The 26293-nt window shown below is 71.7% G+C and carries 22 protein-coding genes; 13 read left to right on the top strand and 9 right to left on the bottom strand.

The annotated features are described in order from the left end of the window. Nucleotides 1-32 precede the first annotated feature (32 nt). Nucleotides 33-935, bottom strand: coding sequence for a hypothetical protein (locus OHA17_RS35330; protein ID WP_406509872.1), 903 nt, complete (start codon nt 933-935; stop codon nt 33-35). A 196-nt stretch (nt 936-1131) separates the two neighbouring features. Here OHA17_RS35330 and OHA17_RS35325 point away from each other — a divergent pair, with 196 nt between their 5' ends. Beyond that, nucleotides 1132-2841 carry a PQQ-binding-like beta-propeller repeat protein gene (locus OHA17_RS35325; RefSeq protein WP_406509871.1) on the top strand — a complete coding sequence of 570 codons (1710 nt, stop codon included), beginning with the start codon at nt 1132-1134 and terminating at the stop codon, nt 2839-2841. A gap of 57 nt (nt 2842-2898) precedes the next feature. Here the strand turns inward: OHA17_RS35325 and OHA17_RS35320 are convergent, their stop codons facing one another. Beyond that, on the bottom strand, nt 2899-4233 hold the full coding sequence (locus tag OHA17_RS35320) for a serine hydrolase domain-containing protein (RefSeq protein WP_406509870.1): 1335 nt from the start codon (nt 4231-4233) through the stop codon (nt 2899-2901). 213 nt (nt 4234-4446) lie between these two features. Between OHA17_RS35320 and OHA17_RS35315 the strand changes: the two genes are divergently transcribed. From OHA17_RS35315 to OHA17_RS35295, 5 genes are all read left to right on the top strand, one after another. Next, nucleotides 4447-7014, top strand: a complete 2568-nt coding sequence (locus tag OHA17_RS35315) for a Helicase associated domain protein (protein WP_406509869.1) — start codon at nt 4447-4449, stop codon at nt 7012-7014. Between the two features lie 234 nt (nt 7015-7248). Next, nucleotides 7249-7452 carry a hypothetical protein gene (locus OHA17_RS35310; protein ID WP_398875145.1) on the top strand — a complete coding sequence of 68 codons (204 nt, stop codon included), beginning with the start codon at nt 7249-7251 and terminating at the stop codon, nt 7450-7452. A gap of 166 nt (nt 7453-7618) precedes the next feature. After that, on the top strand, nt 7619-9163 hold the full coding sequence (locus tag OHA17_RS35305) for a carboxylesterase/lipase family protein (protein WP_406509868.1): 1545 nt from the start codon (nt 7619-7621) through the stop codon (nt 9161-9163). Between the two features lie 138 nt (nt 9164-9301). Further along, the gene (locus OHA17_RS35300) at nt 9302-10804 is read left to right on the top strand and encodes an MFS transporter (RefSeq protein ID WP_406509867.1); all 1503 of its coding nucleotides are present in this window, start codon (nt 9302-9304) and stop codon (nt 10802-10804) included. Nucleotides 10805-11053: 249 nt separating this feature from the next. Next, the gene (locus tag OHA17_RS35295) at nt 11054-12007 is read left to right on the top strand and encodes an NAD-dependent epimerase/dehydratase family protein (RefSeq protein ID WP_406509866.1); all 954 of its coding nucleotides are present in this window, start codon (nt 11054-11056) and stop codon (nt 12005-12007) included. Between the two features lie 17 nt (nt 12008-12024). On the opposite strand, the gene OHA17_RS35290 is transcribed toward OHA17_RS35295, so the two are convergent. Further along, nucleotides 12025-12441 (bottom strand): organic hydroperoxide resistance protein, encoded by a 417-nt coding sequence (locus tag OHA17_RS35290; RefSeq protein ID WP_053726770.1) that lies wholly within the window; start codon nt 12439-12441, stop codon nt 12025-12027. 136 nt (nt 12442-12577) lie between these two features. On the opposite strand from OHA17_RS35290, the gene OHA17_RS35285 reads away from it, so the two are divergent. From OHA17_RS35285 to OHA17_RS35270, 4 genes are all read left to right on the top strand, one after another. Then, the gene (locus tag OHA17_RS35285; protein ID WP_406509865.1) at nt 12578-13087 is read left to right on the top strand and encodes a MarR family winged helix-turn-helix transcriptional regulator; all 510 of its coding nucleotides are present in this window, start codon (nt 12578-12580) and stop codon (nt 13085-13087) included. A gap of 164 nt (nt 13088-13251) precedes the next feature. Further along, nucleotides 13252-13992 (top strand): SDR family oxidoreductase, encoded by a 741-nt coding sequence (locus OHA17_RS35280; protein ID WP_406509864.1) that lies wholly within the window; start codon nt 13252-13254, stop codon nt 13990-13992. Nucleotides 13993-14049: 57 nt separating this feature from the next. Continuing rightward, entirely contained in the window at nt 14050-14484 is a 435-nt protein-coding gene (locus OHA17_RS35275; protein WP_406509863.1) for a hypothetical protein, read from the top strand. Between the two features lie 80 nt (nt 14485-14564). After that, nucleotides 14565-15032 carry a hypothetical protein gene (locus OHA17_RS35270; protein WP_406509862.1) on the top strand — a complete coding sequence of 156 codons (468 nt, stop codon included), beginning with the start codon at nt 14565-14567 and terminating at the stop codon, nt 15030-15032. A 21-nt stretch (nt 15033-15053) separates the two neighbouring features. Here the strand turns inward: OHA17_RS35270 and OHA17_RS35265 are convergent, their stop codons facing one another. Continuing rightward, entirely contained in the window at nt 15054-16088 is a 1035-nt protein-coding gene (locus tag OHA17_RS35265; protein ID WP_406509861.1) for a methyltransferase, read from the bottom strand. Between the two features lie 273 nt (nt 16089-16361). Between OHA17_RS35265 and OHA17_RS35260 the strand changes: the two genes are divergently transcribed. Beyond that, on the top strand, nt 16362-16748 hold the full coding sequence (locus OHA17_RS35260) for a PPOX class F420-dependent oxidoreductase (RefSeq protein ID WP_406509860.1): 387 nt from the start codon (nt 16362-16364) through the stop codon (nt 16746-16748). Nucleotides 16749-16757: 9 nt separating this feature from the next. On the opposite strand, the gene OHA17_RS35255 is transcribed toward OHA17_RS35260, so the two are convergent. Further along, complete coding sequence (locus tag OHA17_RS35255) at nt 16758-18977, bottom strand: RICIN domain-containing protein (protein ID WP_406509859.1); 2220 nt, start codon at nt 18975-18977, stop codon at nt 16758-16760. Between the two features lie 250 nt (nt 18978-19227). Here OHA17_RS35255 and OHA17_RS35250 point away from each other — a divergent pair, with 250 nt between their 5' ends. Further along, complete coding sequence (locus tag OHA17_RS35250) at nt 19228-19704, top strand: hypothetical protein (protein WP_406509858.1); 477 nt, start codon at nt 19228-19230, stop codon at nt 19702-19704. A gap of 24 nt (nt 19705-19728) precedes the next feature. On the opposite strand, the gene OHA17_RS35245 is transcribed toward OHA17_RS35250, so the two are convergent. Continuing rightward, the gene (locus OHA17_RS35245; protein WP_406509857.1) at nt 19729-20937 is read right to left on the bottom strand and encodes a trans-sulfuration enzyme family protein; all 1209 of its coding nucleotides are present in this window, start codon (nt 20935-20937) and stop codon (nt 19729-19731) included. Nucleotides 20938-20996: 59 nt separating this feature from the next. Between OHA17_RS35245 and OHA17_RS35240 the strand changes: the two genes are divergently transcribed. Next, nucleotides 20997-21470: an Lrp/AsnC family transcriptional regulator gene (locus tag OHA17_RS35240; protein ID WP_189960324.1), complete on the top strand. Its 474-nt coding sequence runs from the start codon at nt 20997-20999 to the stop codon at nt 21468-21470. A gap of 48 nt (nt 21471-21518) precedes the next feature. On the opposite strand, the gene OHA17_RS35235 is transcribed toward OHA17_RS35240, so the two are convergent. The 3 genes from OHA17_RS35235 to OHA17_RS35225 all read right to left on the bottom strand — a co-directional run bounded on the left by OHA17_RS35235 (nt 21519) and on the right by OHA17_RS35225 (nt 26200). Next, nucleotides 21519-23102 carry a GMC family oxidoreductase gene (locus tag OHA17_RS35235; protein WP_406509856.1) on the bottom strand — a complete coding sequence of 528 codons (1584 nt, stop codon included), beginning with the start codon at nt 23100-23102 and terminating at the stop codon, nt 21519-21521. Then, on the bottom strand, nt 23083-24624 hold the full coding sequence (locus OHA17_RS35230; protein ID WP_406509855.1) for an APC family permease: 1542 nt from the start codon (nt 24622-24624) through the stop codon (nt 23083-23085). Before OHA17_RS35230 ends, OHA17_RS35235 begins: the two co-directional genes overlap by 20 nt. An 88-nt stretch (nt 24625-24712) precedes the next feature. Next, nucleotides 24713-26200, bottom strand: coding sequence for an aldehyde dehydrogenase family protein (locus tag OHA17_RS35225; protein WP_398875113.1), 1488 nt, complete (start codon nt 26198-26200; stop codon nt 24713-24715). Between the last annotated feature and the right edge of the window lie 93 nt (nt 26201-26293).

The raw sequence follows: 26293 nt of genomic DNA, 5'->3' as shown, positions 1-26293 counted from the left end.
CGCGAAGTGCGGGGCGGCAGTGGTGTGTCCGGCTATGGAACCAGGGTGTCGAGTGGTGTCATCACCACATCGCTGGTGGGACGCGACAGGTGCAGGGCGGTGTGGAAGTAGCCGTCCGACTCCTTGCCCTCGGGGTCGTGGCCGGCCGCGGTCACCGTGTCGATGGCGTAGCGGCGTTCGCGTTCGTCGGTGAAGCGGCGCTGCGGGAAGGTGGGAGCGGCCCGCTCGGTGGCGAGGCCGAACGCGGCGAGGCACCCGGAGATCTCCGTGTACGCGGTGGTGCGCAGCACGAACGAGGCGACCCACACCGGTCCGCGCGCCGCGGAGAGCAGCGGCCGGAAGGTGCGGGGCGACAGGAAGCTGGTGCCGCCCGTCACGGTGATCAGCCGGGCCTCGCGCACCGCGCGGCGCAGGGCCGGGCTGGGCGGGGCGTCCTCAAGGTTCTCGGCGAACCCGTCCGCGAGCAGCCCGACGGCCCGCCCGTAGGCGACGGCGTGCGGGGCGATGTCGAGCCCGACGACGCGGACCGGGTCGCGCCGGCGTCGCGCGGCGTAGAACTCCCGGTCCCAGTCGGCCAGTTGGGCCGTGCTCATCGAGGCGGCCTCGTGCGAGGTGTAGCGCTCGTACAGGTCCTCCAGCGTCACGTCGTGGTTGAGCAGGGCCGCGTTGATGCCGTACGAGCAGCACAGGTCGAGCACGGTCAGCGGCGGCCCGTCGGCCGGAGCGGCCGCGTCGAGGGCGGACCGCAGCCGCCGGAAGATGTGCTGCGCGTGGCCCGGCGTGCGGTATTCGAGCGGGCCGAGCACCCTGAAGTAGGCCCGGGGATCAGGTTGATCGTAGAGGTCGTCGAACGGGGCCATGCCCTCCGCGGCGGCGGTGCCCGCCACTCCCACCCCGCCGCCCGCTGCCGAGCCGGTCCGCTGAGCATCGGTCATCGTGCCCGTCCCCTCTCGCTCCGTCGCCGTTTCCCCGGCAGAGCATTGGGGACGGCGACGGCGCTTGGGAACACGGCCGGTCCGAATCAGGCCACGTTCAACTCCCGTACGGCATGGAGGCTGCCGAGACTCGCCCCGCTGTTGCCATGCCAGAAAGCCACTCCACAGAATTCGCCCCACCCGTCACACTGGACGCATGACCGCTCGTAACTCCGGAGAACTGCCGGACCCCGATGGGAACTTGGATCCGCACCGGCCGGACGGCTTCCAGTGGCCCGGTGCCGGCCTGCTGCCACCCGCCTCGGAGCAGCGGCAGCCGCCACCGGTCCGGCCCGGCTACGGGCAGGGGCACCCGATGCCTGCGGGGCAGGGGCCCGTGCCGGGGAACCCTTACGCACAGCCGCAGTCGGGCGGATTCGGGCCGCCACAGCAGCCGCCGATGGCGCCGCCCCCGGCCGGCCGCGACCCGTTCCGGGGCAGGCGAGCTCTGATGGTGGCCGCAGGAGTGGCGGGCCTCCTGGTGATCGGCGGCGGAGTGTACTTCGCGACGACCGGCGGTGACGGCGGCAAGCCCGTCGCCAAGTCCAGCGCCTCCCCCACTCCCTCCGGTTCGCCCTCCGTCGACCAGGGCGACGGCAAGGGCACCGGCGACGGCGGGGGCGACTACGACCCCAACGCGGGCATCACGGCGGGCCAGGCACACGTCTGGCTGAACGAGAACAGGACTCCGCTGGTCAAGGACGGCGCCTGGCAGTACGGCCCGTGGCGGGTCGGCGACGTGATGGTCAAGGCGATGTACAAGGAGGTCACCGGCTACGGGGTGGCCGACGGCAAGGAGCGGTGGAAGGTCACCTTCGACACCCCGTTGTGCGGGGTGCCGCGCGCACCGTCCGCCCAGAACAAGCTGGTCGTCGGCGTTCTGGAGAGCAACACCAAGGGCGCCCACTGCAAGGTCCTCCAGCAGATCGACCTGGCCTCCGGCAAGGCGGGCTGGAAGGCGGTCAGGGCCGAGGACAAGCCCACCAATTCCGCGCTCACCCTCAACATGGCGATCTCCGGCGACACCGTCGCGGTCGCCTGGTCGGGCGGCGCGACCGGCTTCTCCGTCACCGACGGCCACAAGCTGTACGACCTGCAGGGTCAGGGCGGTTGCAGCCCCCAGGGCTTCGCCGGCGGCGTCCGGCTGATCAGCGCGGGGTTCTGCTTCGACCCGAACGACGTCAAGGACCAGCCGGGCGACCTGCTCCAGGAGCTCGACCCGGTGACGGGCAAGGCCAAGTGGAACTACCAGTACGAGAAGGGCTGGCGCATCGGCCAGGTCCTGTCGGTGGACCCGCTGGTCGTCACCGCGCTCCCCCACGAGGGCAAGACCTGGAAGATCCTCGCGTTCACCCCGGACGGCAAGCTCCGCTCCCAGACCGAGCCGAAGTTCCAGATGCCCAGTACGTGCAGCGGCTGGGGGCAGAGCGTCGACCAACTCCAGTACTGCTACGGCTCAGTGGCCGACGCCCAGACGCTGTACGTAGCGGCCGACGGCAAGGACACGGACATGACCAAGGACGCCGACGGCACTCAGGTCGTCGCCGTCGACCTGAACACCGGCAAGGAGAAGTGGCGCGCCAACCCGCCCCAGGCACGCAAGGTGCGCCCGCTCGCCGTCGAGAACGGCAAGGTGGTGGTCTACCTGGACGCCGGGCCCCAACTGGGCTCCGCGGTCGCGACGTTGGCCCCGGCGGGCGGCGCCCCGCAGGTGTTCCTGCAGAGCCCCCAGGCCGCCGCCGACGCCCAGCGCAGCTTCTTCTCGCCGCACCTGGCCTGGGCGGGAGGCCGGCTGTTCATGCTCAACAACCGGGTGGAGAACCCGACGCCGAACGCCAGGGTGAACGCGGCCCTGTCGTTCGGCTGACCCACCGGTGCCTCGGCGGTCCGAAGCGCGGACCGCGGAGGCGGGTCGGGCGATCGGTCACAGGCGCGGGGCCGTCGCCGGGGCGAGATCCTGGGTGCGCGGGAGCGGCACGGCGGGGGCGGCGGGCTTGCCCGTCCGGTCGCCCGCGTCCTTGCCGCACAGCGCCTGGAGGTAGAAGCCGTCGAGCGCGGCGTCGATCGGGCTCGGCTCCACCTTCCCGTCCTTGTCCAGCTTCTGATACTTCATCAGGTTGTAGGCGGTGGCCATCTGGCGCTTGCCGTCCGGGCTGGACAGGACGGACGTCCCGGCCCCGAACACCGCTCCGTCGTGCCCCCAGAACCGCCCGCACGGCAGGTCGACGGCGGCCACGCCGAGGCCGTAGCCCATCACGACCTCGCCGTTCTCGCCGAGCACCGGCACCGTGGTCTGCATCTGGTGGAGCTGTGCGGCGGGCAGGAGATGGCCGCGCAGCAGCTTGCGGTAGAAGTCGTCGAGGTCGCCCGTCGTCGAGACGAGGGCCCCCGCGGTCCCGCCCCACGACATGTCGTACACGCTGTAGTCGCGCGGCGGGTCGATCAGCCCGTAGAACGACTCGTACATCTTGGGGTGCGGTCCGGATATGTACGGGGAGCGCGGGAAGTAGGTGTTGCGCAGCCCCGCCTTCTGGATGACCTCGCGGGTGATGTACGCCTCGGGGTCCTCGCCGGTGACCTTCTGGATCAGCATCCCGGCGATGATGTAGTTGGTGTTGGAGTACGACCACTTCTCGCCGGGCTTGCCGGTGGGCTCGGCCTCGACGCCGAGGCGGGCCAGTTCTTCGGGCCGGAAGTGGCGGAAGCGGTTGTCGTCCAGGCTCTTGGTCGACTTCTCCAGCAGGGAGGGGAACGCGCCCGGGATGTAGTCGCCGATGCCGCTGGTGTGGTTGAGCAGCATCCGTACGGTGATCGCCTGCCCGCGCTCGCCGGGGACGGTGTCGGGGAGGTAGCGGCCGATCGGGGCGTCGAGGTCGATGCGGCCCTCGGCGACCTGCTGGAGCACGGCGACCGAGGTGAACGCCTTGGTGACGCTGCCCACGCGGTGCTGGAGCTGAGGCCTCATGGGGCGGCCCGCGCCGACGTCGGCGAGCCCCGTGGCGCCCTGCCACTCCTGACTGCCGTCTCTGACCTCCGTGTTCACGCCGTACATGCCCGCCGCGTGGACCGCGTCCAGCGCGGCGCCGAGCGCCTTGCGGTCCAGGCCCGCCGAAGCGGCCGTCGCGGCGGGGGCGGAAGGGGCCGTGGGGGCGGGCGCGGCCTGGGCCGGGACGACGGTCGCGAGGAGGGCCACCGCCAGGGCGGCGGTGGTTTTGGCGACGCGTGCGCGGCGACGCCGGTCCGGGCGGGCTAACGACATGGGGTCTCCCTTTCGGATGGGCGAACTGGGCATCAACTGTCGCAAGGGGCCCGGTCCGGGCAAATCATCCCGGCGACCGATCTTGATCCTGCGCACTGCACCGAACGGACGAGCCGCTCTCGGCCACCGGACGGCAGGCGGGCGGGGCTTAGAGTTTTCCTTCTCCGGGCGTCGCAAGTGGCCGGAGGCAGCGATGAGGAACGGTGGGCGAGCGTGATCAGGCTCCGTGAGCACCAGGTGGACGCGAAGGCGCGGATCCTCGCCGAGTTCGGCTTCCCGGCGCGCACCGACGTGCCCAAGGGCGGGGCCCGGGCCACCGTCGTGTCGGCGACGGGCAGCGGCAAGACCTACACCGCCGCGTCGGCCACGCTGGAGATGTTCCCGCGCGGCCGGATCCTGGTGCTCGTGCCCACCCTCGACCTCCTGGTGCAGACAGCGCGGGCCTGGCGAGCCGTGGGCCACCGCTCCCCGATGGTCGCGGTGTGTTCCCTGGAGAGGGACGAGGTCCTGGACGGGCTGGGGGTGCGGTGCACCACCAACCCCATCCAGCTGGCCCTGTGGGCCGGGCGGGGTCCTGTCGTCGTGCTCGCCACGTACGCCTCACTGGTGGAGCGGGACGACCCCGAGGAAGGGGCCCTGCTCGGAGTGGAGAAAGTGCCCGGTCCGCTCGAACTGGCCCTGGCGGGCGGCGAGTTGATGTACGGACAGCGGCTCGACCCGTTCGACCTCGCCGTGGTGGACGAGGCCCACCGCACGGCCGGCGACACCGGGCGCCCCTGGGCGGCCGTCCACGACCAGGACCGCGTCCCGGCCGGCCGGCGGCTGTACCTGACGGCCACCCCGCGGATCCTCGCCGCGCCCCGGCCCCCGCGCGGAAAGGACGGCCGGGAGCAGGAGATCGCCAGCATGACCACGGACTCGGCCACCTACGGCCGACAGATCGTCCAGCTCGGGCTCGCGGAGGCCGTCGAGCGCGGCATCCTGGCCGGTTTCGAGATCGACGTACTGGAGATCCGCGACCCCGCGCCGCTGCGCGCCCGTGCCTCGGAGGAGGAGCGGCGGGGCCGTCGCCTGGCGCTGCTCCAGACCGCGCTCCTGGAACACGCGGCGGCGCACGACCTGCACACCGTGATGACGTTCCACCACCGCGTCGAGGAGGCCAAGGCCTTCGCCGCCCGGCTCCCGGAGACCGCGGCCGAGCTGTACACGAGCGAGGTGAGCTCCAGGGCGCGGCGCCGGGCCGCGAAGCTTCCGCCCTCGCAGGCCGAGCCGTACGGGCTCGAAGCGGACCGCCACGTCCCGGCGGACCGGGTGTGGGCCGAGTGGCTGTGCGGGGACCATCTGGTGTCCGAACGGCGGGATGTGCTGCGGCAGTTCGCGGACGGCACCGACGCCGGGGGACGCAGCGTGCACCGCGCGTTCCTCGCGAGTGTCCGGGTGCTCGGCGAGGGCGTGGACATCGTCGGCGCGCGCGGTGTGGAGGCGATCTGCTTCGCCGACGCCCGGGGTTCCCAGGTCGAGATCGTCCAGAACATCGGCCGGGCGCTGCGGCCCAACCCGGACGGCACCACCAAGACCGCCCGGATCCTGGTGCCCGTCTTCCTCGGCCGCGACGAGGACCCGCAGGACATGATCGCCTCGGCGAGTTACGCCCCGCTCGTGGCCGTCCTGCAGGGGCTGCGCTCGCACGACGAGCGGCTCGTCGAGCAGCTCGCCTCGCACGCGCTGACCCGCGCGGCCGACAGCGGCCGCCACCCGCACCTGCGCCGCGACAGCCGGGGCCGGATCGTCGAGTCCCCCGACGATGCCGCGAACCCGCTCCTGCGCTTCTCGACGCCGCGCGATCCGGCCACCGTCGCCGCGTTCCTGCGCACCCGGGTCTACCGCCCCGAGTCCCTGGTGTGGCTGGAGGGGCTGAACGCGCTGCGCCGCTGGCGCGCCGAGCACCACTACACCGGGCTCGTGTCCGTCCCGTACGACACCGAAGTCGCCCTGGGTGTGACCCGGTTCCCGCTCGGCCGGTGGGTCGCGCAGCAGCGGCGGGCGCTGCGGACCGGCGAACTCGACGAGCATCGCAAGTTCCAGCTCGACGAGGCGGGGATGGTGTGGGAGCCGGGCGACGAGGCGTGGGAGGGCAAGCTCGCGGCGTTCCGCGCCTTCCACCGCGTCCACAACCATCTGGCGCCCCGCCAGGACGCCGTCTGGCTGGACGAGCCGGTCGGGCAGCACCTGGCCAATCTGCGCCGGACGGGCGGGCTCGGCAAGGACCCGGAGCGGGTGGAGCGCCGGGCGGCCCAGCTGGCCGCGATCGACCCCGACTGGAACTGCCCCTGGCCCCTCGACTGGCAGCGGCAGTACGCCGTGCTGCGCGACCTCGTGGCCGCCGACGGCTCCCTTCCCGACATCCGGCCCGGGGTGACCTTCGACGGCGACGACCTCGGGCGCTGGGCCGAGCGGCAGCGGCAGGACTGGCGCGCCCTGTCCGAGGCCCAGCGGGAACGGCTCTCCGCGCTGGGCCTCAGGCCCGCGAAACCGCCCCGCCCGGACGCGAAGACCGGCACGGGCAAGGCGCCGGCCGCCTTCACCCGCGGCCTCGCGGCGCTCGGGCAGTACGTCCGGCGGGAAGCCCGCACCACCATTCCCCGGGGGCACGAGGAGACGCTGCCGGACGGCACCGTCGTGAAGCTGGGCATCTGGTACTCGAACACCAAGACCCGGCGCGCCGGGCTCAGCCACACCCAGCGCAGCGCGCTCGCCCAGCTGGGCGTCGACTGGGCGTAGCGGCCGTCCGGCGGATCAGCGCGGGCAGCGGTCCGCCTCGCCCCGGCCCGCCGGGCCCGCGCCACGGCCGAGGCGCTCATGGAACACGCCGCGCGACGAGAACCGCCGTGTCACCTTCGGCGGGTGTTCCGCATGCGTCGGCGCGGTACCGGTGACAGTGTCGAAAGGCCGGGGCGTACCCGGCGTCCGCGGCCGGGCGGCCGGGCGCGGCCCGATACGGATGAGGAGTCACCAGTGCGCCATCGCATCGTTGCCGAAAGACCCGACGGCGACACCCTGAAGGAATGGCACATGGTCCGCGGCGACGAGAAACAGGCCATGTGCGGACACGACTTGGTCGAGGGCGCCGACGAACAGCCCGACGACGCCTGGGGCACGGACCGCGCCCGCCCCTTCTGTCACACCTGCGGCGCGCTGTACCTGCGCGAAGTTCCGTAGCCCGGCCGGGCGGGCGGGCCACGCTCCGTCCGCCCGCCGCCCCTTTCCGCACCTGCCCCAACTACCCATGCCAGGCGGGGAGTTGGGCCCGTCATGCGCACCCGCCACTCACCTCCCCTCCTCGGCTTCCGTATCGTGGAGTCCCGCTGCCGAGAAGGGACATCGCATGACCGGACGCACGCCCGCACCCGAGATCCGTACGACCTCCGGAACCGTCCGCGGACGCGTCGCGGACGGCATGGCCGTCTTCCGCGGCATCCCGTTCGCCCAGCCGCCCGTCGGCCCGCTGCACCTGGCCCCGCCCGCGCCCGCCCTGCCGTGGGACGGCGTACGCGAGGCCCTCTCGTTCGGCCCCACTCCCCCGCAGTCGCTCGGCCTGGGGTTCGGCTCGGGTCCCGAGAGCCCGGGTGATTCGGACGAGTGGCTGACGGTCAACGTCTGGTCGCCGGATCCGAGCGGGTCGGCCCGGCTGCCCGTCATGGTGTGGATATACGGCGGGGCCTTCCTGGTCGGCTCGTCCGACGGGCCCACCTACGACGGGACGGCGCTGGCCCGCCGGGGCACGGTCGTCGTGACCTTCAACCACCGGGTGGGCGCCGAGGGGTACGGCCACTTCGAGGGCGCGGTGCCCAACCGGGCGCTCCTCGACCAGGTCGCCGCCCTGGAGTGGGTGCGGGACAACATCGCGGGGTTCGGCGGCGACCCGGGCCGGGTGACCGTCTTCGGCGAGTCCGCGGGGGCGGGCGCGATCGCGGCCCTCCTGGCGATGCCGAGCGCGGCCGGTCTCTTCCACCGGGCCGTGGCGCAGAGCGTCCCGGGCACGGTCTTCAGCCCGGCGCTGGCCGCGGACGTCGGCGCGAGCGTGGCCGGCGAGCTCGGCCTGCCCGCCACCTGGGACGCGCTGGCTCCTGTGTCGCCGAAGGCCCTGCGGGACGCGGCGGACGCGGTGCTCGGCAAGATCACGCAGTACGGGGCGCGTTGGGGCCGGATCGCCCACGCCCACCTCCCGTTCTCACCGGTGGTCGACGGCGAGGTGCTTCCCCGTTCGCCCTGGGAGGCGCTGCGCGCCGGGCAGAGCCGCGACGTCGAACTGATCGCGGGTCACACCCGGGACGAGGCACGGCTGTTCACGGTGATGGCGGGCCGCTACGGAAAGGTCACCCAGGAGGAGGCCGACACCACCCTGGCGAGGTTCGCGCCGAGCCGCGAGGGGGCGGCGGCCTACCGGGCCGGCCATCCGGAGGCCGACCCGACCACGATGCAGGACCTGGTCATGTCGGACTGGCTGTTCCGGATGCCGAGCCTGCACCTGGCCGAGGCGCACGCGATGGGCGGCGGCACCACGTACACCTATGAACTGGCGTGGGGGGCACCGGCGTTGGGCGGTGCGCTCGGCGCCTGTCACGGGCTCGATGTGCCGCTGGTGTTCGGCACGCTGCGCGGCGGGATCGCCACGATGGTGCTCGGCGCGGAACCGCCGGCCGAGGCCGTGGCCGTCTCGGATGCGATGGGCAGCGCGTGGACCGCGTTCGCGGCGCACGGCGACCCGGGCTGGGCCCGCTACCGCACCGACGGCCGGCTGACCCGCGTGTTCGCGGCCGAGCCGCACACCGTGCCGTACCCGCACGAGACATCGCGTCACATCTGGGCCCAACACACCTTCTCCGCCCTGGAGTTGAGCCAGGACGCGGATCCCGTTCCCTCCGTCTGAGAGCCGCTGCCGGCCGCGGGGCGCGCCACCTGTTCGGGTCCGACTGGGTGCGGGCGATCGCGGGGAGTATGTCCGGTGAGCGCCGGGTACTCGCGTCCGGCAGGTGCGGTTTCGGCTCGCGGCGGCAGGAGGCGGTTCATGAGCAGCGCGGTGCGGGGCCCGGGGCCACGGACCATCACGACCGAGGTGCCGGCGAGGCTGGACCGGCTGCCCTGGTCGCGCTGGCACTGGATGATCGTGATCGGTCTCGGCACCGTGTGGATCCTGGACGGGCTCGAAGTCACCGTCGTCGGGAACATCGCGAGCCGGCTCTCGGAGCGCGGCAGCGGGCTCGCGATCACCGACGCCCAGGTCACAGGCCTTGGCGCCGCGCTGTATGTGGCGGGGGCCTGTGCGGGGGCGCTGTTCTTCGGCTGGCTGACCGACCGGTTCGGGCGCAAGAAGCTGTTCCTGGTCACCCTCGCGGTGTATCTCGCGGCCACCGCGATGACCGCGCTGTCCTTCTCGGCGTGGTGGTTCTTCCTGTTCCGCTTCCTGACCGGGTTCGGCATCGGCGGCGAGTACGCGGCCATCAACTCCGCCATCGACGAGCTGATCCCGAGCAAGTACCGCGGCCGGGTGGACCTCATCATCAACGGGAGCTACTGGCTGGGCGCGATGGGCGGGGCGCTGCTCTCCGTCGTCGCGCTGAACACCGACATCCTGCCGGAGAACGTCGGCTGGCGGCTCACCTTCGCCCTCGGCGTCGTGCTCGGTCTCGTCATCCTGCTGGTGCGGCGGCACGTGCCGGAGAGTCCACGGTGGATGTTCATCCACGGCCGCGAGGAGGGCGCGGAGCAGTTGCTCGACGACGTGGAGCACGAGGTGGAGGAGCAGACCGGCGAGCGGCTCCCGCCGCCGGGGCGGTCGATCACCATCGAGCAGCGCGAGAGCGTGGGCTTCGTCGAGATCGCCCGGACCCTGTTCAAGGCCTACCCCAAGCGGGCGGTGCTCGGCTTCGCCCTGTTCATCGGGCAGGCCTTCCTCTACAACGCGATCACGTTCGGGTTCAGTTCGATCCTGGTGAAGTTCTTCGACGTCTCCAGCGGAACGACCGGCTACTTCTTCGCCGTGATCGCCTTCGGCAACTTCCTGGGCCCGCTGCTGCTCGGCAAGCTCTTCGACACGGTCGGCCGCCGCAGGATGATCGCCGGTACGTATGTGCTGTCGGGCGTTCTGCTCTTCGTGACCGCGTGGTTCTTCGCCCAGGGGTGGCTCAACGCCACGACGATGACGGCTTGTTGGTGTGTGGTGCTGTTCTTCGCGTCGGCGGGTGCCAGTTCCGCGTACCTCACGGTGAGCGAGATCTTCCCGATGGAGACGCGGGCCATGGCGATCGCCTTCTTCTATGCGCTCGGTACGGCCGCGGGCGGCATCTCGGGGCCGCTGGTCTTCTCGGCGCTGACGTCCAGCGGGGTGGTCGGCGACGCCGTCATCGCCTTCGGCATCGGCGCGGCGCTGATGACGGCGGCCGGGGTGGTGGCCGCGTTCCTCGCGATCGACGCGGAGGGCAAGTCCCTGGAGGACATCGCCGCCCCGCTGTCCGCGCGGCTCGCGGCGGCGGCCGAGGGCACGACGCCGCCGGGGGCGCCGGCGGCGTAGGTCCGGGCCGCGGCTGAGGCCCCGCGGCGAGTGGAGTGGTTCATCCGCGGGCCGGTGGAGGCTGATCGCGCAGTTCCCCGCGCCCCTTTGGGGCGCTGTGCCGCACAGGGCTGCCCTGAAACAGCGCATCCACGACGAACACCTCTCCCCATTGCGTCAAGCACGCGCCAGAGTTATAGTCTCTAACTAACGGCACTGCACATAACGCAGCCGGGGGCTGACGCCGTCCCGGCCATGAGGGGAATCGACATGTCGCACACCGAAAGCAACCTGCACGTGGTTCTCGGCGCGGGCCCGGCCGGCACGGCCCTGGCCACCGAGCTCGCGCACCGCGGCCACCCGGTCCGCCTCGTCGACCGGTCGGGAACCGGCCCCGAGATAGCCGGAGTCGACCGGCTGAAGGGCGATGTCGCTTCGGCCGAGGGGGCGACGGCAGCCATTCGGGGCGCCGGGGTCGTCTACCACTGCGTCAACGTCGCCTACCAGCTCCAGGTCGAGGTCATGCCGCGGATCCAGGAGGCCGTGCTCGGCGCCGTGGAGGCGCAGGGCGCGCGCCTGGTCGTCCTCGACACGCTCTACCCGTACGGAGAGACCCACGGCGAGGTCATGACCGAGGACACCCCGTGGCGCGCCACCGCGCACAAGGGCCGGATGCGCGCCGAGCTCGACGACAAGTACCTGGCCGCGCACCGCGAGGCGCGCGCTTCGGTGGTGCTCGGCCGGTCCGCCGACTTCGTCGGCCCCGGGGTCCTCAACTCGACGCTCGGCGCGGCCGTCTTCCCCGGGGCGCTGACCGGCGGCGAAGTGCTGACGCTCGGCGACATCGACCTCCCGCACAGCTACACCGACATCCGCGCGGTGGCCGCCGGGCTCGCCACGCTCGGCGAGAGCCCGCACGGCGACGGCCGGGTCTGGCACCTCCCGACGGCGTCGGCCCTGACCACCCGCGAGGTGCTCGGGATGGTCGAGGACCGGGTCGGCCGCCCGCTGAAGATCGTGACGCTCGACGAGCCGGGCCCCTTCGGCCCGTTCGACCAGGTCTTCATGGACGCGTACGCCGAGATGTTCTACCAGCACACCGAGCCGCAGATCGTGAGCTCGGGGGCCTTCGAGGCCGCGTTCCGCACCGCGCCGATCGCGATGGGCGACACCCTCGACGCCACCCTCGCCTGGTACCGCGGCCTGCTGGCCGAGCGCGCCTGACCGCGGCGCGCGGGCCGCTACTCGATGACGATCTCGAACGGGATGTTGCCGCGGGTCGCCTTCGAGTAGGGGCAGGCCGCGTGGGTCAGCTCGACGAGCTTCGCGCCGCTCTCGCCCTCCAGGTGCCCGGGGAGCTCGACGCGCATGACGACACCGATGCCGAAGCCGCCGTCGGCGGGGTCCTTGCCGATGCCCACCTCGGCGGTCACCGAGACGTCCTTGACGTCGAGCTTCAGCTGGCGGGCGACGGAGCCCATCGCGCTGGCGAAGCAGGCCGCGTAGCCGGCGGCGAAGAGCTGCTCCGGGTTGGTGCCCTGGCCGTTGCCCCCGAGGGCCGGCGGGAAGGCGAGGGGCAGGTCGAGCTGGCCGTCGGAGCTGACGGTGCGGCCTTCGCGGCCATTGGCGGTCGCCACTGCGGTGTAGAGCGCGTCCATAGTGATCGGTTCCTCTCGTGTCCGTCCGTACCGAGTCGGTGCGGCTCCGTACGGGGAAGCCTCGGCTGCCCGGAACCAACTGAAGCACACAATTAAGTTGTGCACAACTAAATGGCGCGCGTGTTAGCCTGGCCGCATGGTGACCACGCCCTCCGCCCGCCCGCACGACGAGGACTATCTGCGGCTCGACCTTCAGCTCTGCTTCTCGCTGCACGCGGCCTCGCGCGCCTTCAACGGCGTCTACCGCACGCTCCTGAAGGACCTGGGGCTCACGTACCCGCAGTACCTGGTGATGCTGACGCTCTGGGAGCACGGGGAGCTGCCGGTCAAGAGGATCGGCGAGAAGCTGAGGCTCGACTCGGGGACGCTGTCGCCGCTGCTCAAGCGGCTCGAATCGGCGGGCTTCGTGCAGCGGCACCGCAGCCGGGCTGACGAGCGTTCCGTCACCGTCCGCCTCACGGAACAGGGCACGGCGCTGCGCGAGCGCGCGCTGGCGGTGCCGCACCACATCGCCCGGGCCGTCAATCTCCCCCCGGAGGACTTCCACACCCTGCGCACTCTCCTGGCCACCCTCACCGAGGGCCTCGACGCCGCCCAGGGGCCGCTGCCGACGGACACGGACGAGGCGGCCTGCGCCGAGGGGTGAGTCCCCGAAGAGGGCACAGTCCTGGACCCTCTCGCCGGATCCCCCGCGCGTCTGGACCACCTCTGGTTCACCCTGCGGGTGGGGGTCCCGGCGGTGAGCTGCCGCGCGTGCGATAGGACTTGCTGTCCAACCATGCACACACCAGCAAGCGCGGGAGGCAGCACGTGTCACGTCCGGTCACCATCGTCACAGGCGGCAGTCGGGGAATCGGGGCGGCGACCTGCGTCCGCCTCGCGGCGGACGGGCACGACCTGGCGCTCGGGTACGTCAGCAACGGCGCGGCCGCGCAGGAGGTCGCCGAGGCGGTGCGTGCGGCGGGGGCCCGCTGTGTCACCGTGCGGGTCGACACCTCTCAAGAGGCGGACGTGGAGCGGCTGTTCGATACGGCGGCGGCCGAGCTCGGGCCGGTGACCGGCCTGGTCAACAACGCCGGAGTGAGCGGCCCGCTCGGCCGCCTCGCCGACACCGGCACCGAGGTCCTTCGCCAGGTCGTCGACGTCAACGTCCTCGGCTATCTGCTCTGCTGCCGGCGCGCCGCCCGCGACATGGCGGCGAACGGCGGGGGCGCCATCGTCAACATCTCCTCCGCGGCGGCCACGCTGGGCAGCCCCGGCGACTACGTGCACTACGCCGCGTCCAAGGCGGCCGCCGACGCGCTGACCCTCGGCCTGTCCAAGGAGCTCGGCCAGGACCGCATCAGGGTCAACGCGGTCGCCCCCGGCATCATCGACACCGATATGCACGCGACGATGGGCGACCCCGACCGGCCGGCCAGGATGGCCTCGGCGATCCCCCTCGGCCGCCCCGGCGAGGCCGGCGAGGTCGCCGCCGCCATCGCCTGGCTGCTCTCGCCCGACGCCTCGTACACCACCGGCGCGATCCTCAGGGTCGCCGGCGGGCGGTGAATGCCGGCTCGACACGGTGGGACGTCGGCCAGCATGCTGGGAGTTCAGGAGGGGCGGATGACAGAACCGTTCGAGGCGGCGACCGGGGACGGGCCCATGGCGTCCCCGGATGCCGGCCGGGATGCCGCCGTGCGCACGGCTTTCGAGGGGCTGCTGCACATCCGCCGGGTCATGGACGTCTCGGGACCGGCGCGGTGGGAGCGGCTCCAGCCGGTGCGGGCGATCGCGCTGGCCCTGGAGGCGGCGGGCATCGAACCGTCCGCCGTCGACGCGGAGGGCGAGCGGTACGCCACCGGCTACCGCGTCAGCGCCGCCGAAGGAGCCACCGGCGTCCGCGTCGAGTGGCTGGGGCCGCCCGGCAGCGGCGCCGAGTACGCGGCGAACGAGTCGCTGCGGCGCTGCGCCGCCGTACTGCGGCCGCTGGGGTGGGTGGCGCTGGAGTACCGCGGGCCGCGCCGCCACCACTACCTCGAAGTCGAACCGGCGGGATGAGGCGGGGCCGGTTCGCGAGGCGCACCGGCTGCCGCTAGAGTGCCATGCTTGTTCGATTGTCCGGGGACGACGGGGGAAGCGTGAGCGCGCAACTACGGGACATCGCAGGCGAGTTGGCCGAGCTGCTGTGGCGGGAGCACACCCTGTACCGCGAGCGGTCGGGCACCGTGGTCATCCGCGGGGCACACGTGGAGCGCTGGATCAGCCTCTCCCCCACCGGCGGCCGGGACCAGGTCCTTGTCCGCGCGGGCCGGATCCTCGACGGGGGCACCACCGCCCCGGCACGCTCCGAGGCGGTGGCCACGCTCACCGAGGGCACGAGTGAACTCGCCGCCGTCTGCCGGAGGTTGCTCGCCGACACCGCGGCCGGGCCCGCGCCGCGGAGCGAGCAGCCAAGACGCGGCAGACCGAAGAAGGCCAAGGCTGCCGAGCGGTCCCCGAAGCCGGTGCGCGGGAGTCGGCACACCGGCTTCGCGTCCTGGATGATCATCCTCGCCGTCATCGGCGTCGTCGCCCTCTTCGTACGCAACCTGGCGACGGCCTTCTGAGGACCGGTCGGCCGAGTCCGTTCACACCGCTTCGGCCTCGATGATCGACGGCAGCGACGGGGTCGGCAGGATGCGGTTCAGCTTGAATCCGGACCGGGTGAGCAGGTTCTCGAACTCCGTGGCCGTCCGCTCCCGTCCCTTCACCAGCATCAGCATGATGATGTCCAGCTCCACGGCGGGGTGTGCGTCACCGTTGTCGGGCAGCACCGCGTCGACCACGAGGAGCCGCTTGCCCGGGGCGGCGGCCCGGCGGATCGCGCCGAGAATGCGCAGGCAGTCCTCGTCGTTCCAGTCGTGCAGGATGTGCTTGAGCAGGTAGAGGTCGCCGCCGGCCGGTACCTCCGAGAAGAAGTCGCCGCCCGCCACGCTCCAGCGTCCGCGCACCTCCTCGGTGTCGAGCAGGTGGTCGGACACGGTGTTCGGCTGGTCGAAGAGCACGCCGGTCAGGGCGGGTTCGCGGCTGAGCACCGCGCGCAGCAGTCCGCCCCGGCCACCGGCCACGTCGACCACGGTTCCGCTGCCGGGGAACGCGTAGCTCTCCGCGACGAGTTCGTCGACCCGGCCGGACATCGAGGCCATCCCGGCGTCGAACAGCTCCCCTTCGGCGGGCGAGCCCGCGAGGTGGGTGAAGAACGGCACCCCGTAGGCGGCTTCGAAAGGCGTCTTTCCGGTGCGCAAAGTGTCCTGAATTCCGGCTGCGGACCGGCTGAACATCTCGTGGGTGATCAGCATGGCGGCCGCGTGCTGCGAGCCGGGCACGTCCGTGCGCAGCGCCGCGCCCGAATCGGTCAGCGCGAAGGCGCCCTTCTCGTCCTGGCTGAACAGCCCGTGCATCGCGAGCAGGCGCAGCACGCGCCGCAGGGAATCGGCGTGCAGAGCGGCGCTCGCGGCGAGATCCTCGACGGTGCGGGGGCCGTCGGCCAGTTGGTCGGCGATGCGGTGCACCGCCACGGCCCGGACCGCAGCCGAGTACACCTGGCCGAACAGCAGCCGATTGAGCGGTGAGGGGTTGAAGGGGTCGGTGGGGTCGATCGGGCTGTCCGAACTGGTCGCCACGGTCCGCTCCTGTCGTCACGGGAGATTTGCCTTTGTCACCACAAAGGCGTGCCTTCCCATCCTCGCAGTGCGCCCCGCGCCCCGGTGCGGGTTCGCCGGGTCGCGAGGGGCGTCAAGTCGGCTTCCGGACAAGGGCCGCGCGCGCCGGGCGGGCGGCCGCTCGGCCGGGTGTCCCACCGGGACGAGGAGCCGGGTGTCTCACCAGGGGGCAGGCACTCACCTGCTACAAAGGCCTCCCACCCGCTTCGCTTCGCCGACTTTGAGGATGGCGTCATGACTTCCGACGTGCTGGACCGGCTCGGCGCCGGTAAGTACCTGCTCGTCACGAGCTACAAGAAGGACGGCACGGCCGTCGCCACCCCGGTGTGGGTCGTCCGGGACGGCGACGCCCTGGTGATCTGGACGGTGCGCGACTCCTGGAAGGTCAAGCGCATCCGCAACCGGCCCGAGGTGCTTGCCGGGCCCTGCGACGTGCGCGGCAACCCCACCGGCGAGCAGCACCCGGCGACGGCCGTGATCTGCGACGCGGCCGCCACCGACGCCTGCCGGGCGCTGCTGCGCCGCAAGTACGGGGTGCTCGGACGGCTCACCCTGCTCGGCAGCCGGCTGCGGCGCGGCACGAGCGGCACGGTGGCCGTCCGGATCACCCTCGACTCCTGACCGGGGCCGCTACGGTCCCGAGACCAGGTCGGCCACATTGCTCGCGGAGTTGGAGGGACCTCCGCTGTTGTTGATGACATGGCCGATGGTTCCGGTGCCGCCGAGGGACACCGTCACCATGTCGTGGAAGCGGACCCCGGACGCGTTGGGCGCCTCGAAGGCCCGGTCGGCGACCACCGAGGGGTCGGCGCTGAAGTAGCAGTAGCTGCCGAGCCCCCAGGCCTCGTGGCTGGTCACATTGCCCGCCACCTTGTACGCGTCGTAGCCGCGCGTCGAGCCGTTCATCCAGGAGCCCTGGCCGGGCGGGTCGTACGGCATCTCGTTCTGGAAGAAGTAGGTGCGGCCGCCGTTCCCGTTCCAGATGACCTGGTGCTGCTGGTAGTGCTCGACGAACAGGCCGTACATGGTGACGTTGTCACCGTTCACGATCAGGCCGTTGGCGGCGGTGTTGCTGGTCCAGCCGACGCCGCTGCCGTGGTCGGCCCGCCACAGCCACATGTGGTCGCCGATGACGTCCGAACTGTTGACTACGAGGCTCTGTGTCGCCTTGCCGACGCCTGCGCCGCCGATGCGGAAGAACACGTCGTGCAGCGAGGTCGGGTCGGCGCTGTGCCGGGCGGTCGCGCCGCTCGGGCCGACCCGCATCAGCGTCCCCGAGTTGGTGGTGCCCGCGTCGATGAGCAGGCCGGCCACGTTCACACCGTCCACGTCGGCCACGTCCATCGCGGTGATGCCGTTGTCGGGGACGAGGGTGGCGAGTCCGAGCCCGAGCACGACGGTGTCGGGCCGGGTTACGTTCAGGGTCTGGTCGAGGTGGTAGACACCGGGTGTGACCAGCAGGTTCTTGCCCTGGGCGAGTGCCTGGTTGATGTCACCGGCGGTGGCGCCCGGCTTCACTATGAAGAAGGTGTCGATGCCGAGCGAGCCGCCGGGCTGGTTGCCGCCCGACCAGGTCGTGCCCTGGGTGTTGGTCCGCACGGCGGGCACGAACACCTTGTACGCGCCGGCGCCGTCCACGTACAGGAAGGGCTTCTCTCGGGTCACGGGTGACTGCGCGACCGTGGTGTACGGCGGGTTGGGGAAGCTGTTGGCGGGGGCGTTGACGTCGCCGACGAACACCATGTTCCAGTTGGCGCCGTTCCAGCTGCCCCACTGGCTGTCGCGCGAGAGCCACTGCTGCTGCGAGCCCGACCGCACCTGCCCGTCGATCTTCGAGTCGGCGATGAACCCGCCGCTGGACCAGCCGCCGTCATCGAGCTGGAGGTCGCCGCGCACGTGCATGCGCCGGTAGGGCGCCGCCTGCGAGACGGCCCAACGGTCGCTGCCGCCCGTGGGGTTGACCGACAGGTTCTCGGCGGAGCGCCAGAAGTTCTGGGTGGCGTTGCCCTGGAACCAGTCGGCTTCGGCGTGCACGGCTCCGTTGATGGTGACGTCGTCCGGGGAGAGTCCGAGACCCGCGACCTGGGTGTAGAAGCCCACGTTGGCGTCGGCGGAGTACGTGCCGGGCTTGAAGAGCAGGGCGTAGCGCTGCGCGCCGAACTGGTTCTTCTCCTGCTGGGCGAAGACCTGGTTGAGCCGGCCCTGGATGGTGGAGGCGGACATCGACGGGTCGAAGACCGTGACGTTCGGCCCGAAGTCCGGTATCCCGGCGGGTGGTTGGGGGTCGCCCGAGGCGTCCAGGCCGAAGGACTGGGCCGCGGTGCCGTTGCAGGCGTACTGCTGGATGCGGGCGCCGTCCGCCGTCGAGGCGCCCGGCACGTCCAGGCACTTGCCGCTGTTGCGGTTGACGAAGTGGTAGGCGCCGCCCGCCTCCTGGACCGGCAGCCACTGCTGGTTGGCACCGCCGCTGTACGACCACAGCTGGACCGGCGCCGAGTCGGCGGTCGAGACGCCCGTGACGTCCCAGGCCTTGCTCGCGTCGTTGCGGTTGTCGACGCGCACATAGCCGTCGCCGGTCGGCTCGAACCGCCACTGCTGTGCGGTACTCGCGTTGCAGGCGTACTGCTGGTCGGCCGTGCCGTCGGCGGTGCCCGCCGCGGCCGCGTCCACGCACTTGCCGCTGTGCCGGGCGGCCACCGTGACCCAGCCCGTCGGCAGGTCCGCGGCCTGTGCGGTCGGGGCGAGGGCGGCCGCGGAGACGAGGGAGGCGAGCAGGGCGCCGAGGGCGAGCAGCGGGGTGGTCCGGGTTCTGGGGTGCGGGGGCCGGGTGGGGGATCCGGAAGTTCTCATACGTCCATCCTGTACCGCGGGGTGCACGGAGTAAGTGGGGGGTGTACGGGAGGAGTTACGAGGTGCGGGGAGGGCGTCACGAGTGACGCGAGGGGTTCACGGCTTTCTTCAAGGTGTGAAGTTAGGAGCCCCCGGCGGGCCCGTCAAGAGTTCAGGTACGGAAGAAGTTCACGTACGCGGGACGAGCGGCTGGTAGCTTGACGCGTCCGGAAATCGCGTCGCAGGGGGACGATCAGCAGTGCACAGGTTCTTGCGTATTACCGGCCTCGCCTCCGTGGGGCTCGCCGGCGTCCTTCTCGCCTCGGGGTGCAGCAGCGGCGGCTCGGACAAGGCCTCCGACAAGCCGTCGTCGGGCAAGGCTCCGGCGGCGAGCAGTTCGCCCGCCAAGACGCCCGTCGGGCCGGGCGGTACCTCAACTCCCGCTCAGGGCAAGGGACATGGCACCTCGCCGGCGGCCGGCGGTATCGACGGCGACTGGGTGGCCGTCACCCAGGGCAAGCCCGTCGCCCTCGTCATCAAGGGCAAGAACGCGTCCGTACTCGGCGAGCACCTGTGCAACGGAACGGCGAACAGCGCCGCCGGTTCGGCGACGCTGCTCCTCAAGTGCCCGGACGGCAACACGACCCGCACCAAGGGCACGGCCAGGCTCAACGGCTCCACCCTGGAGGTCAGTTGGGACGGCTTCGGCAGCAAGGACGAGTTCACCCGGAACAAGACGTCCCGCTGAGCCCCCTTCGCCCGGTCCGTCCGCTCAGGCGTCGGCTAGCTGAGCCTCTCCGGTGGCATGAACTCCCGTACGCACGGTCTGAGTTGAGAAGTCGGAGCCCAGCGCCCGGTCGAGGTCGCGCCACAGGTCCTCGACGTCCTCCAGACCGACCGACATGCGCAGCAGGCGGTCGCTGACGCCGGAGGAGGCGCGGTCGTCCTCGGGCACGATGCGGTGGCTGATCGACGCCGGGTGCTGGATGAGGGAGTCGACGCTGCCGAGGCTGACGGCCGGGGTGATCAGGCGGACCCGGGCTATCACGTCGTGCGGGTCGGTGAGCGTCTCGAAGGCCACCATGGCGCCGCCCACCTTCGGGTAGTGGACGCGCAGCACGCGCGGGTCGGCGGCCAAGCGGGCGGCGAGTTCGGCGGCGGTCGCCGACGCGGCGCGCACCCGTACGGGCAGGGTGGCGAGGCCCCGCAGCAGCAGGTAGCCGGCGAGCGGGTGCAGGACGCCGCCGGTGGCGAAGCGGATCTGGCGCAGTCTGCGGGCGAAGGCCTCGTCGCAGGCGACGACCCCGCCGAGTACGTCCCCGTGGCCGCCGAGGTACTTGGTCGCGCTGTGCAGGACGAGGCGGGCGCCGCTGTGTACGGGGCGCTGGAGCACCGGCGTCGCGAAGGTGTTGTCGACGAGCAGCGGTACCGTGCCACAGGCCTCGGCGAGCCCCTTCAGGTCGACCTCGGCCAGGGTCGGGTTGGCCGGGCTCTCCACCATGACCAGGGCGGTGTCGGGACGGATCGCGTCCGCGACGCCCGCCGGGTCGGTCCAGGAGACCTCGCTGCCGAGGAGCCCGGCGGTCAGGAGGTGGTCGCTGCAGCCGTACAGGGGGCGCACGGCGACGACGTGGCGCAGGCCCGTGGCGTGCTGGGCGAGCAGCACGGCCGACAGGGCCGCCATGCCGCTGGCGAAGGCGACGGCCGCCTCGGTGTCCTCCAGGCGGGCCAGGGCCGTCTCGAAGCGGGCGACGGTCGGGTTGCCGAGCCGGCCGTAGACCGGCGGGCCCTCGGGTGCCTCGCCGGTCGCGGCGAAGGCATCGATTCGGGCCGCTTCGCCCCGGCTGTCGTACGAGGGGTAGGTGGTCGACAGGTCGATCGGCGGGGCGTGCAGGCCGAGGGCGGCGAGGTCTTCGCGGCCCGCGTGCACGGCGAGGGTGTCCACGGCTGAGGCGTCCACAGGTGTGGTGTCGGCGTCCATGGGGCCACTGTGAACAGTCACCGGGCCCCGGGAGCCGTACCCCGTGTTACGTTCGGGCCATGGCCGAATCCGTCGTACTGGACCCGGTGGATCTGCACATTCTGCGCCTTCTGCAGAACGATGCCCGCACGACCTACCGCGATCTCGCCGCCGAGGTCGGCGTGGCGCCCTCCACCTGCCTGGACCGCGTCGCGCGGCTGCGGCGGACCGGGGTGATCCTGGGCTATCAGCTGCGCGTGGATCCGGCCAAGCTGGGCCGGGGGCTCCAGGCGCTGCTGTCCGTGCAGGTGCGTCCGCACCGGCGCGATCTGATCGGTCCGTTCGTGGAGCGGGTCAGGGCGCTGCCGGAGTCCCGGTCGCTGTTCCACCTGACCGGCCCGGACGACTACCTGGTGCATGTGACCGTCGCCGACACCGCGGATCTCCAGCGGCTCGTCCTGGACGAGTTCACCTCGCGGCCGGAGGTGGCCCGGGTGGAGACCCGGCTGATCTTCCAGCAGTGGGACTGCGGGCCCCTGCTGCCGCCGGCCTAGGACCGGTTCCGGGCCGCTGTGCGGGGGCCCGGAACCGGTCGGCGGGCGTCAGCGCGCGTCGGCCTTCAGGAGGTCGGCGCACTTCTCGCCGATCGCCATCGTGGTGATGCACGGGTTGACGGTGACGAGCTCCGGCATGACCGAGCCGTCGCAGACCCGCAGCCCGTCGATGCCCTTGACGCGCAGCCGGGCGTCCACGGGCGCCATGGCGTCGTCGTCGGCGCCCATCTTCACCGTCGAGGCGGGGTGGTAGACGGTGTTGTGGGTCTTGCGGATGTAGTCGAGCAACTCGTCGTCGGTCCGCACGTCCGGGCCCGGGGCCAGCTCGGCGCCCGCCCAGCCGCTGAGCGCGGGCTGCGCCGCGATCTCGCGGGCCAGCTTCAGGCCGTACGTCATGACCCGCTCGTCGTGCTCGTGCGTGAAGTAGCGGGGGTCGACCATCGGCTTGTCGCGGTAGTCGCGGGTGCGAAGGCGCACGGTGCCGCGCGACTTGGCCTGCGTCACGTTGGGGGTGAGGCAGAACGCGTTCTCGGTGGTCGGGTAGCCGTACCGGGCGGTGTTCATGTCGAACGGCACCTGGCCGTAGTGGAACATCAGGTCCGGGCGCTGAAGGCCGGGTTCGGTGTCCGCGAAGATGCCGATCTCCCACCACTGGGTGGAGGCCGTCGTCATGGGCTGCTTGGCCTCCCACATGATGACGCCCTCGGGGTGGTCCTGGAGGTTCTCGCCGACGCCGGGGGCGTCGACCAGGACGTCCACGCCCACCTCGCGCAGGTGGGCCGCGGGGCCGATGCCGGACAGCATGAGCAGCTTCGGGGTGTCGATCGAGCCGCAGGACACGATGACCTCGCGCCGCGCGGTGACGGTGCGGGTGTGGATGAGGTCCGGGTCGAGGTACTCGGCGCCGGTGCAGCGGCGGTTGGCGTCGATGAGGAGCTTCTTGGCGCGCACCCCGGTGCGCACGACGAGGTTGGGGCGCTTGTCCATCACGGGGTGGAGGTAGGCCACCGAGGACGACTGGCGGATGTTGTTCTCGTCCGAGTTGATCTGGAACCAGTTGGCCCCGCGGATCACGGTCCGGCCGTCGTTGAACTGCGTGGTGGGGATGCCCTGTTGGGCGCACGCCTCCAGGAGGGCCGCGCCGCACGGGTCGGCCGACTTGACGTTCCGGATCTTCACCGGGCCGCTGCGGCCGTGGTGGTCGCCGGGGGCGTCGTTGGTCTCCAGGCGCTGGTACAGCGGGAAGATGTCGGCGGCGCCCCAGCCCGAACAGCCCGCCGCCTCCCAGGCGTTGAGGTCCTCGGCGGGCGCCCAGAAGGCGATGCACGAGTTGTGCGAGGAGCAGCCGCCGAGCACCTTGGCGCGGGCGTGCCGCATGAAGCTGTTGCCGTGGGACTGCGGCTCGACGGGGTAGTCCCAGTCGTAGCCGGATTCGAGCAGGCCCATCCAGCGGTCGAGCTTGAGGACGTTGTCGTCGCCGACGTCGGAGGGACCTGCCTCCAGGACGCACACCGTGACCGACGGGTCCTCGCTGAGCCGGGCCGCGACCACGTTGCCCGCCGTGCCGCCGCCGACGACGACGTAGTCGAACTCCTCGGTGCGGACGGGGGATTCAGTGGGCTGTGTGGACATGGGTGTCTGACTCACTTTCGGTTTCCGATGCGGCATGGCTCGCGAGGACGCCGGTGCGGTGGCGCTGGACGAACCAGTAGTAGGCGAAGCCGCCGAGCAGGACGGCTCCGACGAAGAGGAAGGCACCCCAGCGCAGGTACCAGTGGTAGGGGGCGGTGGCGTTGTAGACCTCGGCGCGCGGCCAGGCGAGGTTGACGGTCATGAAGCCGCCCCACACGACGCCGACGATGTTCACCGGCAGGCCCCAGCGGCCCAGCGTGAACTTGCCGTCGCCGGCCGGGGTCCACTTGCCGCGCAGCCGGGCGATCAGCATCGGCGTGGTGACCAGCAGATAGGCGACGTAGATCATGATGATGCCGATGCTGGTGACCACCGAGAAGATCTGCGGCTGGCGGATGTTCACCAGGAGGATCACCAGGGCGAGTACGCCGATGACGACGGCGGGCGCCACGGGGGTCTTGAAGCGCGGGCTGACCTTCGCCATCAGGGACGCGGCGGGCAGGTTGTTGTCCCGGGACATCGCGAACGCGAGGCGGATGGCTGCGGTGTGCACGGCGAGCGCGCACACGGTGACCGCGATCAGGACGCACCAGAGCATCAGCTTGCCGCCGGTGTCGCCGAGCACGTCGAGCACGACGTACTGGAGGCCGTCGGTGGTGATGCCCTTGCCGTCGAGGCTGCTGACGCTCATCAGGGCGAGGATCAGGATCAGGCCGCCGAGCACGAACGAGGCGAGCAGCGCCCGCAGGATCGCGCGCGGCGCGTTGCGGGACGGGTCGACGGACTCCTCGCCGAGGGAGGCGGCCGTGTCGAAGCCGTACATCACGTAGGCGGAGGCGAGCGCCGCGGTGAGGAAGGCGCCCATGTAGCCGAAGCTGCCGCTGCCGCCGTGGCCGTGGGTGTCGAGCACCACGGAGGGGCCGCGTACGACGTGGACGGCGAACAGGACGATCAGGACGACGGTGGCGACGAGTTCGAGGAAGACGCCCGCCGTGTTGATGCGGGCCATCAGCTTGACGCCGAACGCGTTGACCAGGGTGGTGAAGAGGATCAGGACCGCGGCCAGGATCACGGCGTTGGTGGCGACGTCGTAGGTGCCGGTGCCGTCGCCGACAATCTGGAAGGCCTTGGAGATCTGCGGCAGGGTCGCCTGGTAGGCGAGCGCCACGGCGGCGATCGACACGATCGAGGCGACCAGCATCATCCAGCCGGCCAGCCAGCCCACGTGCGGACCGCCGAGCTTCTTGGCCCAGTTGTAGACCGAGCCGGCCACCGGGTACTTGGCGGCGAGTTCGGCGAAGCACAGCGCGACCATCAGCTGGCCGACGAAGACCAGCGGCCAGGACCACCAGTAGGCGGGCCCGCCGAAGCCGAAGCCGAAGTAGAACAACTGGAAGGTGCCGGTGAGGATCGAGATGTAGCTGATGCCTGCGGCGAACGTGTGGAAATTGCCGAGGGTGCGTTTGAGTTCGGGTCTGTAGCCGAACTCCCGGAGCTCGGCGTCATCCTTCGTCATGCTCATGACCAGACTCCAAGTAGGCAGGGATGCAGGAGGGGCACGGGGCGGTGACCGGCCGTCCGCGGGGAGCGGCCGGTCAGGGGGTCGGCGGCTAGCTCTCGAACCACCGCTGGGGTTCGGGGGCCGTGTTGCGCCAGATGTGCTTGGTCTCCTGGTACTCGGCCAGGCCCGCGGGCCCGAGCTCCCGTCCCGTCCCGGACTGCTTGTAGCCGCCCCATTCGGCCTGCGGGACGTACGGGTGGAAGTCGTTGATCCATACGGTGCCGAGCCGCAGCCCGGCGGCGACGCGGTGGGCCCTGGACTCGTCGGTGGTCCACACCGCGCCGGCGAGGCCGTAGATGGTGTCGTTGGCCAGGCGCACGGCCTCGGCCTCGTCGGTGAAGCGCTCGACGGTCAGGACCGGCCCGAAGGACTCGTCCCGCACCACACTCATACCGGCCCGGCACTCGTCGAGGATGGTCGGCGGGTAGTAGTAACCGCCTTCCAGATCAGGGGAGTTGGGCCGCTCGCCGCCGCAGCGCAGCACGGCGCCCTCGGCGATCCCTGCGGCGACGTAGGCCTCGACCTTGTCGCGGTGGGCGGCGGAGATCAGCGGTCCGGTCTCGGCCCGCTCGTCGAAGGGGCCGCCGAGCCGGATCAGCCGGGCGCGGCGCACGAGTTCGTCCACGAACCGGTCGTGCAGCGCGTCCTCGACCAGGAGCCGGGTACCGGCCGAGCAGACCTGCCCCGAGTGCAGGAACACGGCGGTCAGCGCGTTGTCCACGGCGGCGTCGAAGCTCGCGTCGGTGACGGCGACGTCGGCGAAGACGATGTTGGGGTTCTTGCCGCCGAGTTCGAGCGCGGTCTTCTTCACGGTGGGCGCCGCGGCGGCCATGATGCGGCGGCCGGTCACGAGCCCGCCGGTGAAGGAGACGAGGTCGACGTCGGGGTGCTCGGCGAGCGGCGCGCCCGCCTCGGCGCCCGCGCCGAGCACCAGGTTGGCGACGCCCGCCGGAAGGCCTGCCTCCGCGAGGAGCTTCATGAGGTGGATGGCGGTGTGCGGGGTCAGTTCGCTCGGCTTGAGCACGAAGGTGTTGCCCGCGCCGATCGCCGGGGCGACCTTCCAGGCGGTCTGGAGCAGCGGGTAGTTCCACGGCGTGATCAGCCCGCAGACACCCACCGGCTCCTGGACGACGCGGCTGTCGACGACCGGGTTCCCGGTGTCGACGACGCGGCCCGCGCCCTGCGCGACGACGAGGGCCGCGAAGTAGCGGAAGCAGTTCGCGATGTCGTCCATGTCGTAGCGGGACTCGACGAGCCGCTTGCCGGTGTCGAGGGACTCGGCCCGCGCGAGGAGTTCCTTGTCGCGTACGAGCAGGTCCGCGACGCGCTGCAGGAGCGCACCGCGCTCGGCCGGTGCCGTCCTCGGCCACGGGCCGTGGTCGAAGGCGGCACGGGCCGCGGCGATCGCGGCGGCGGTGTCCTTGGGGCCCGCCTCGTCGACAGTGGCGACCAGGGTGCCGTCGGCCGGACACCGGATCTCACGGGTCCGCCCGTCGACGGCGACATTCCACTGGCCGTCGATGAAGAGCTCGGGCATGGTTCGGGTCCTCCGATGGGTGCTGGGACAGGGCCATCACCGCCCCTGCCCCGGCATGCGGGGAACATGCCGAAAAAATCACCCGAAGTGACG

Origin of the sequence: Streptomyces sp. NBC_00212 (assembly GCF_045206365.1) — a bacterium.
Taxonomy (GTDB): Bacteria; Actinomycetota; Actinomycetes; order Streptomycetales; family Streptomycetaceae; genus Streptomyces.
Note: the sequence above shows the minus strand (reverse complement) of the source record. Positions and strands in the feature narration are given on the sequence as shown.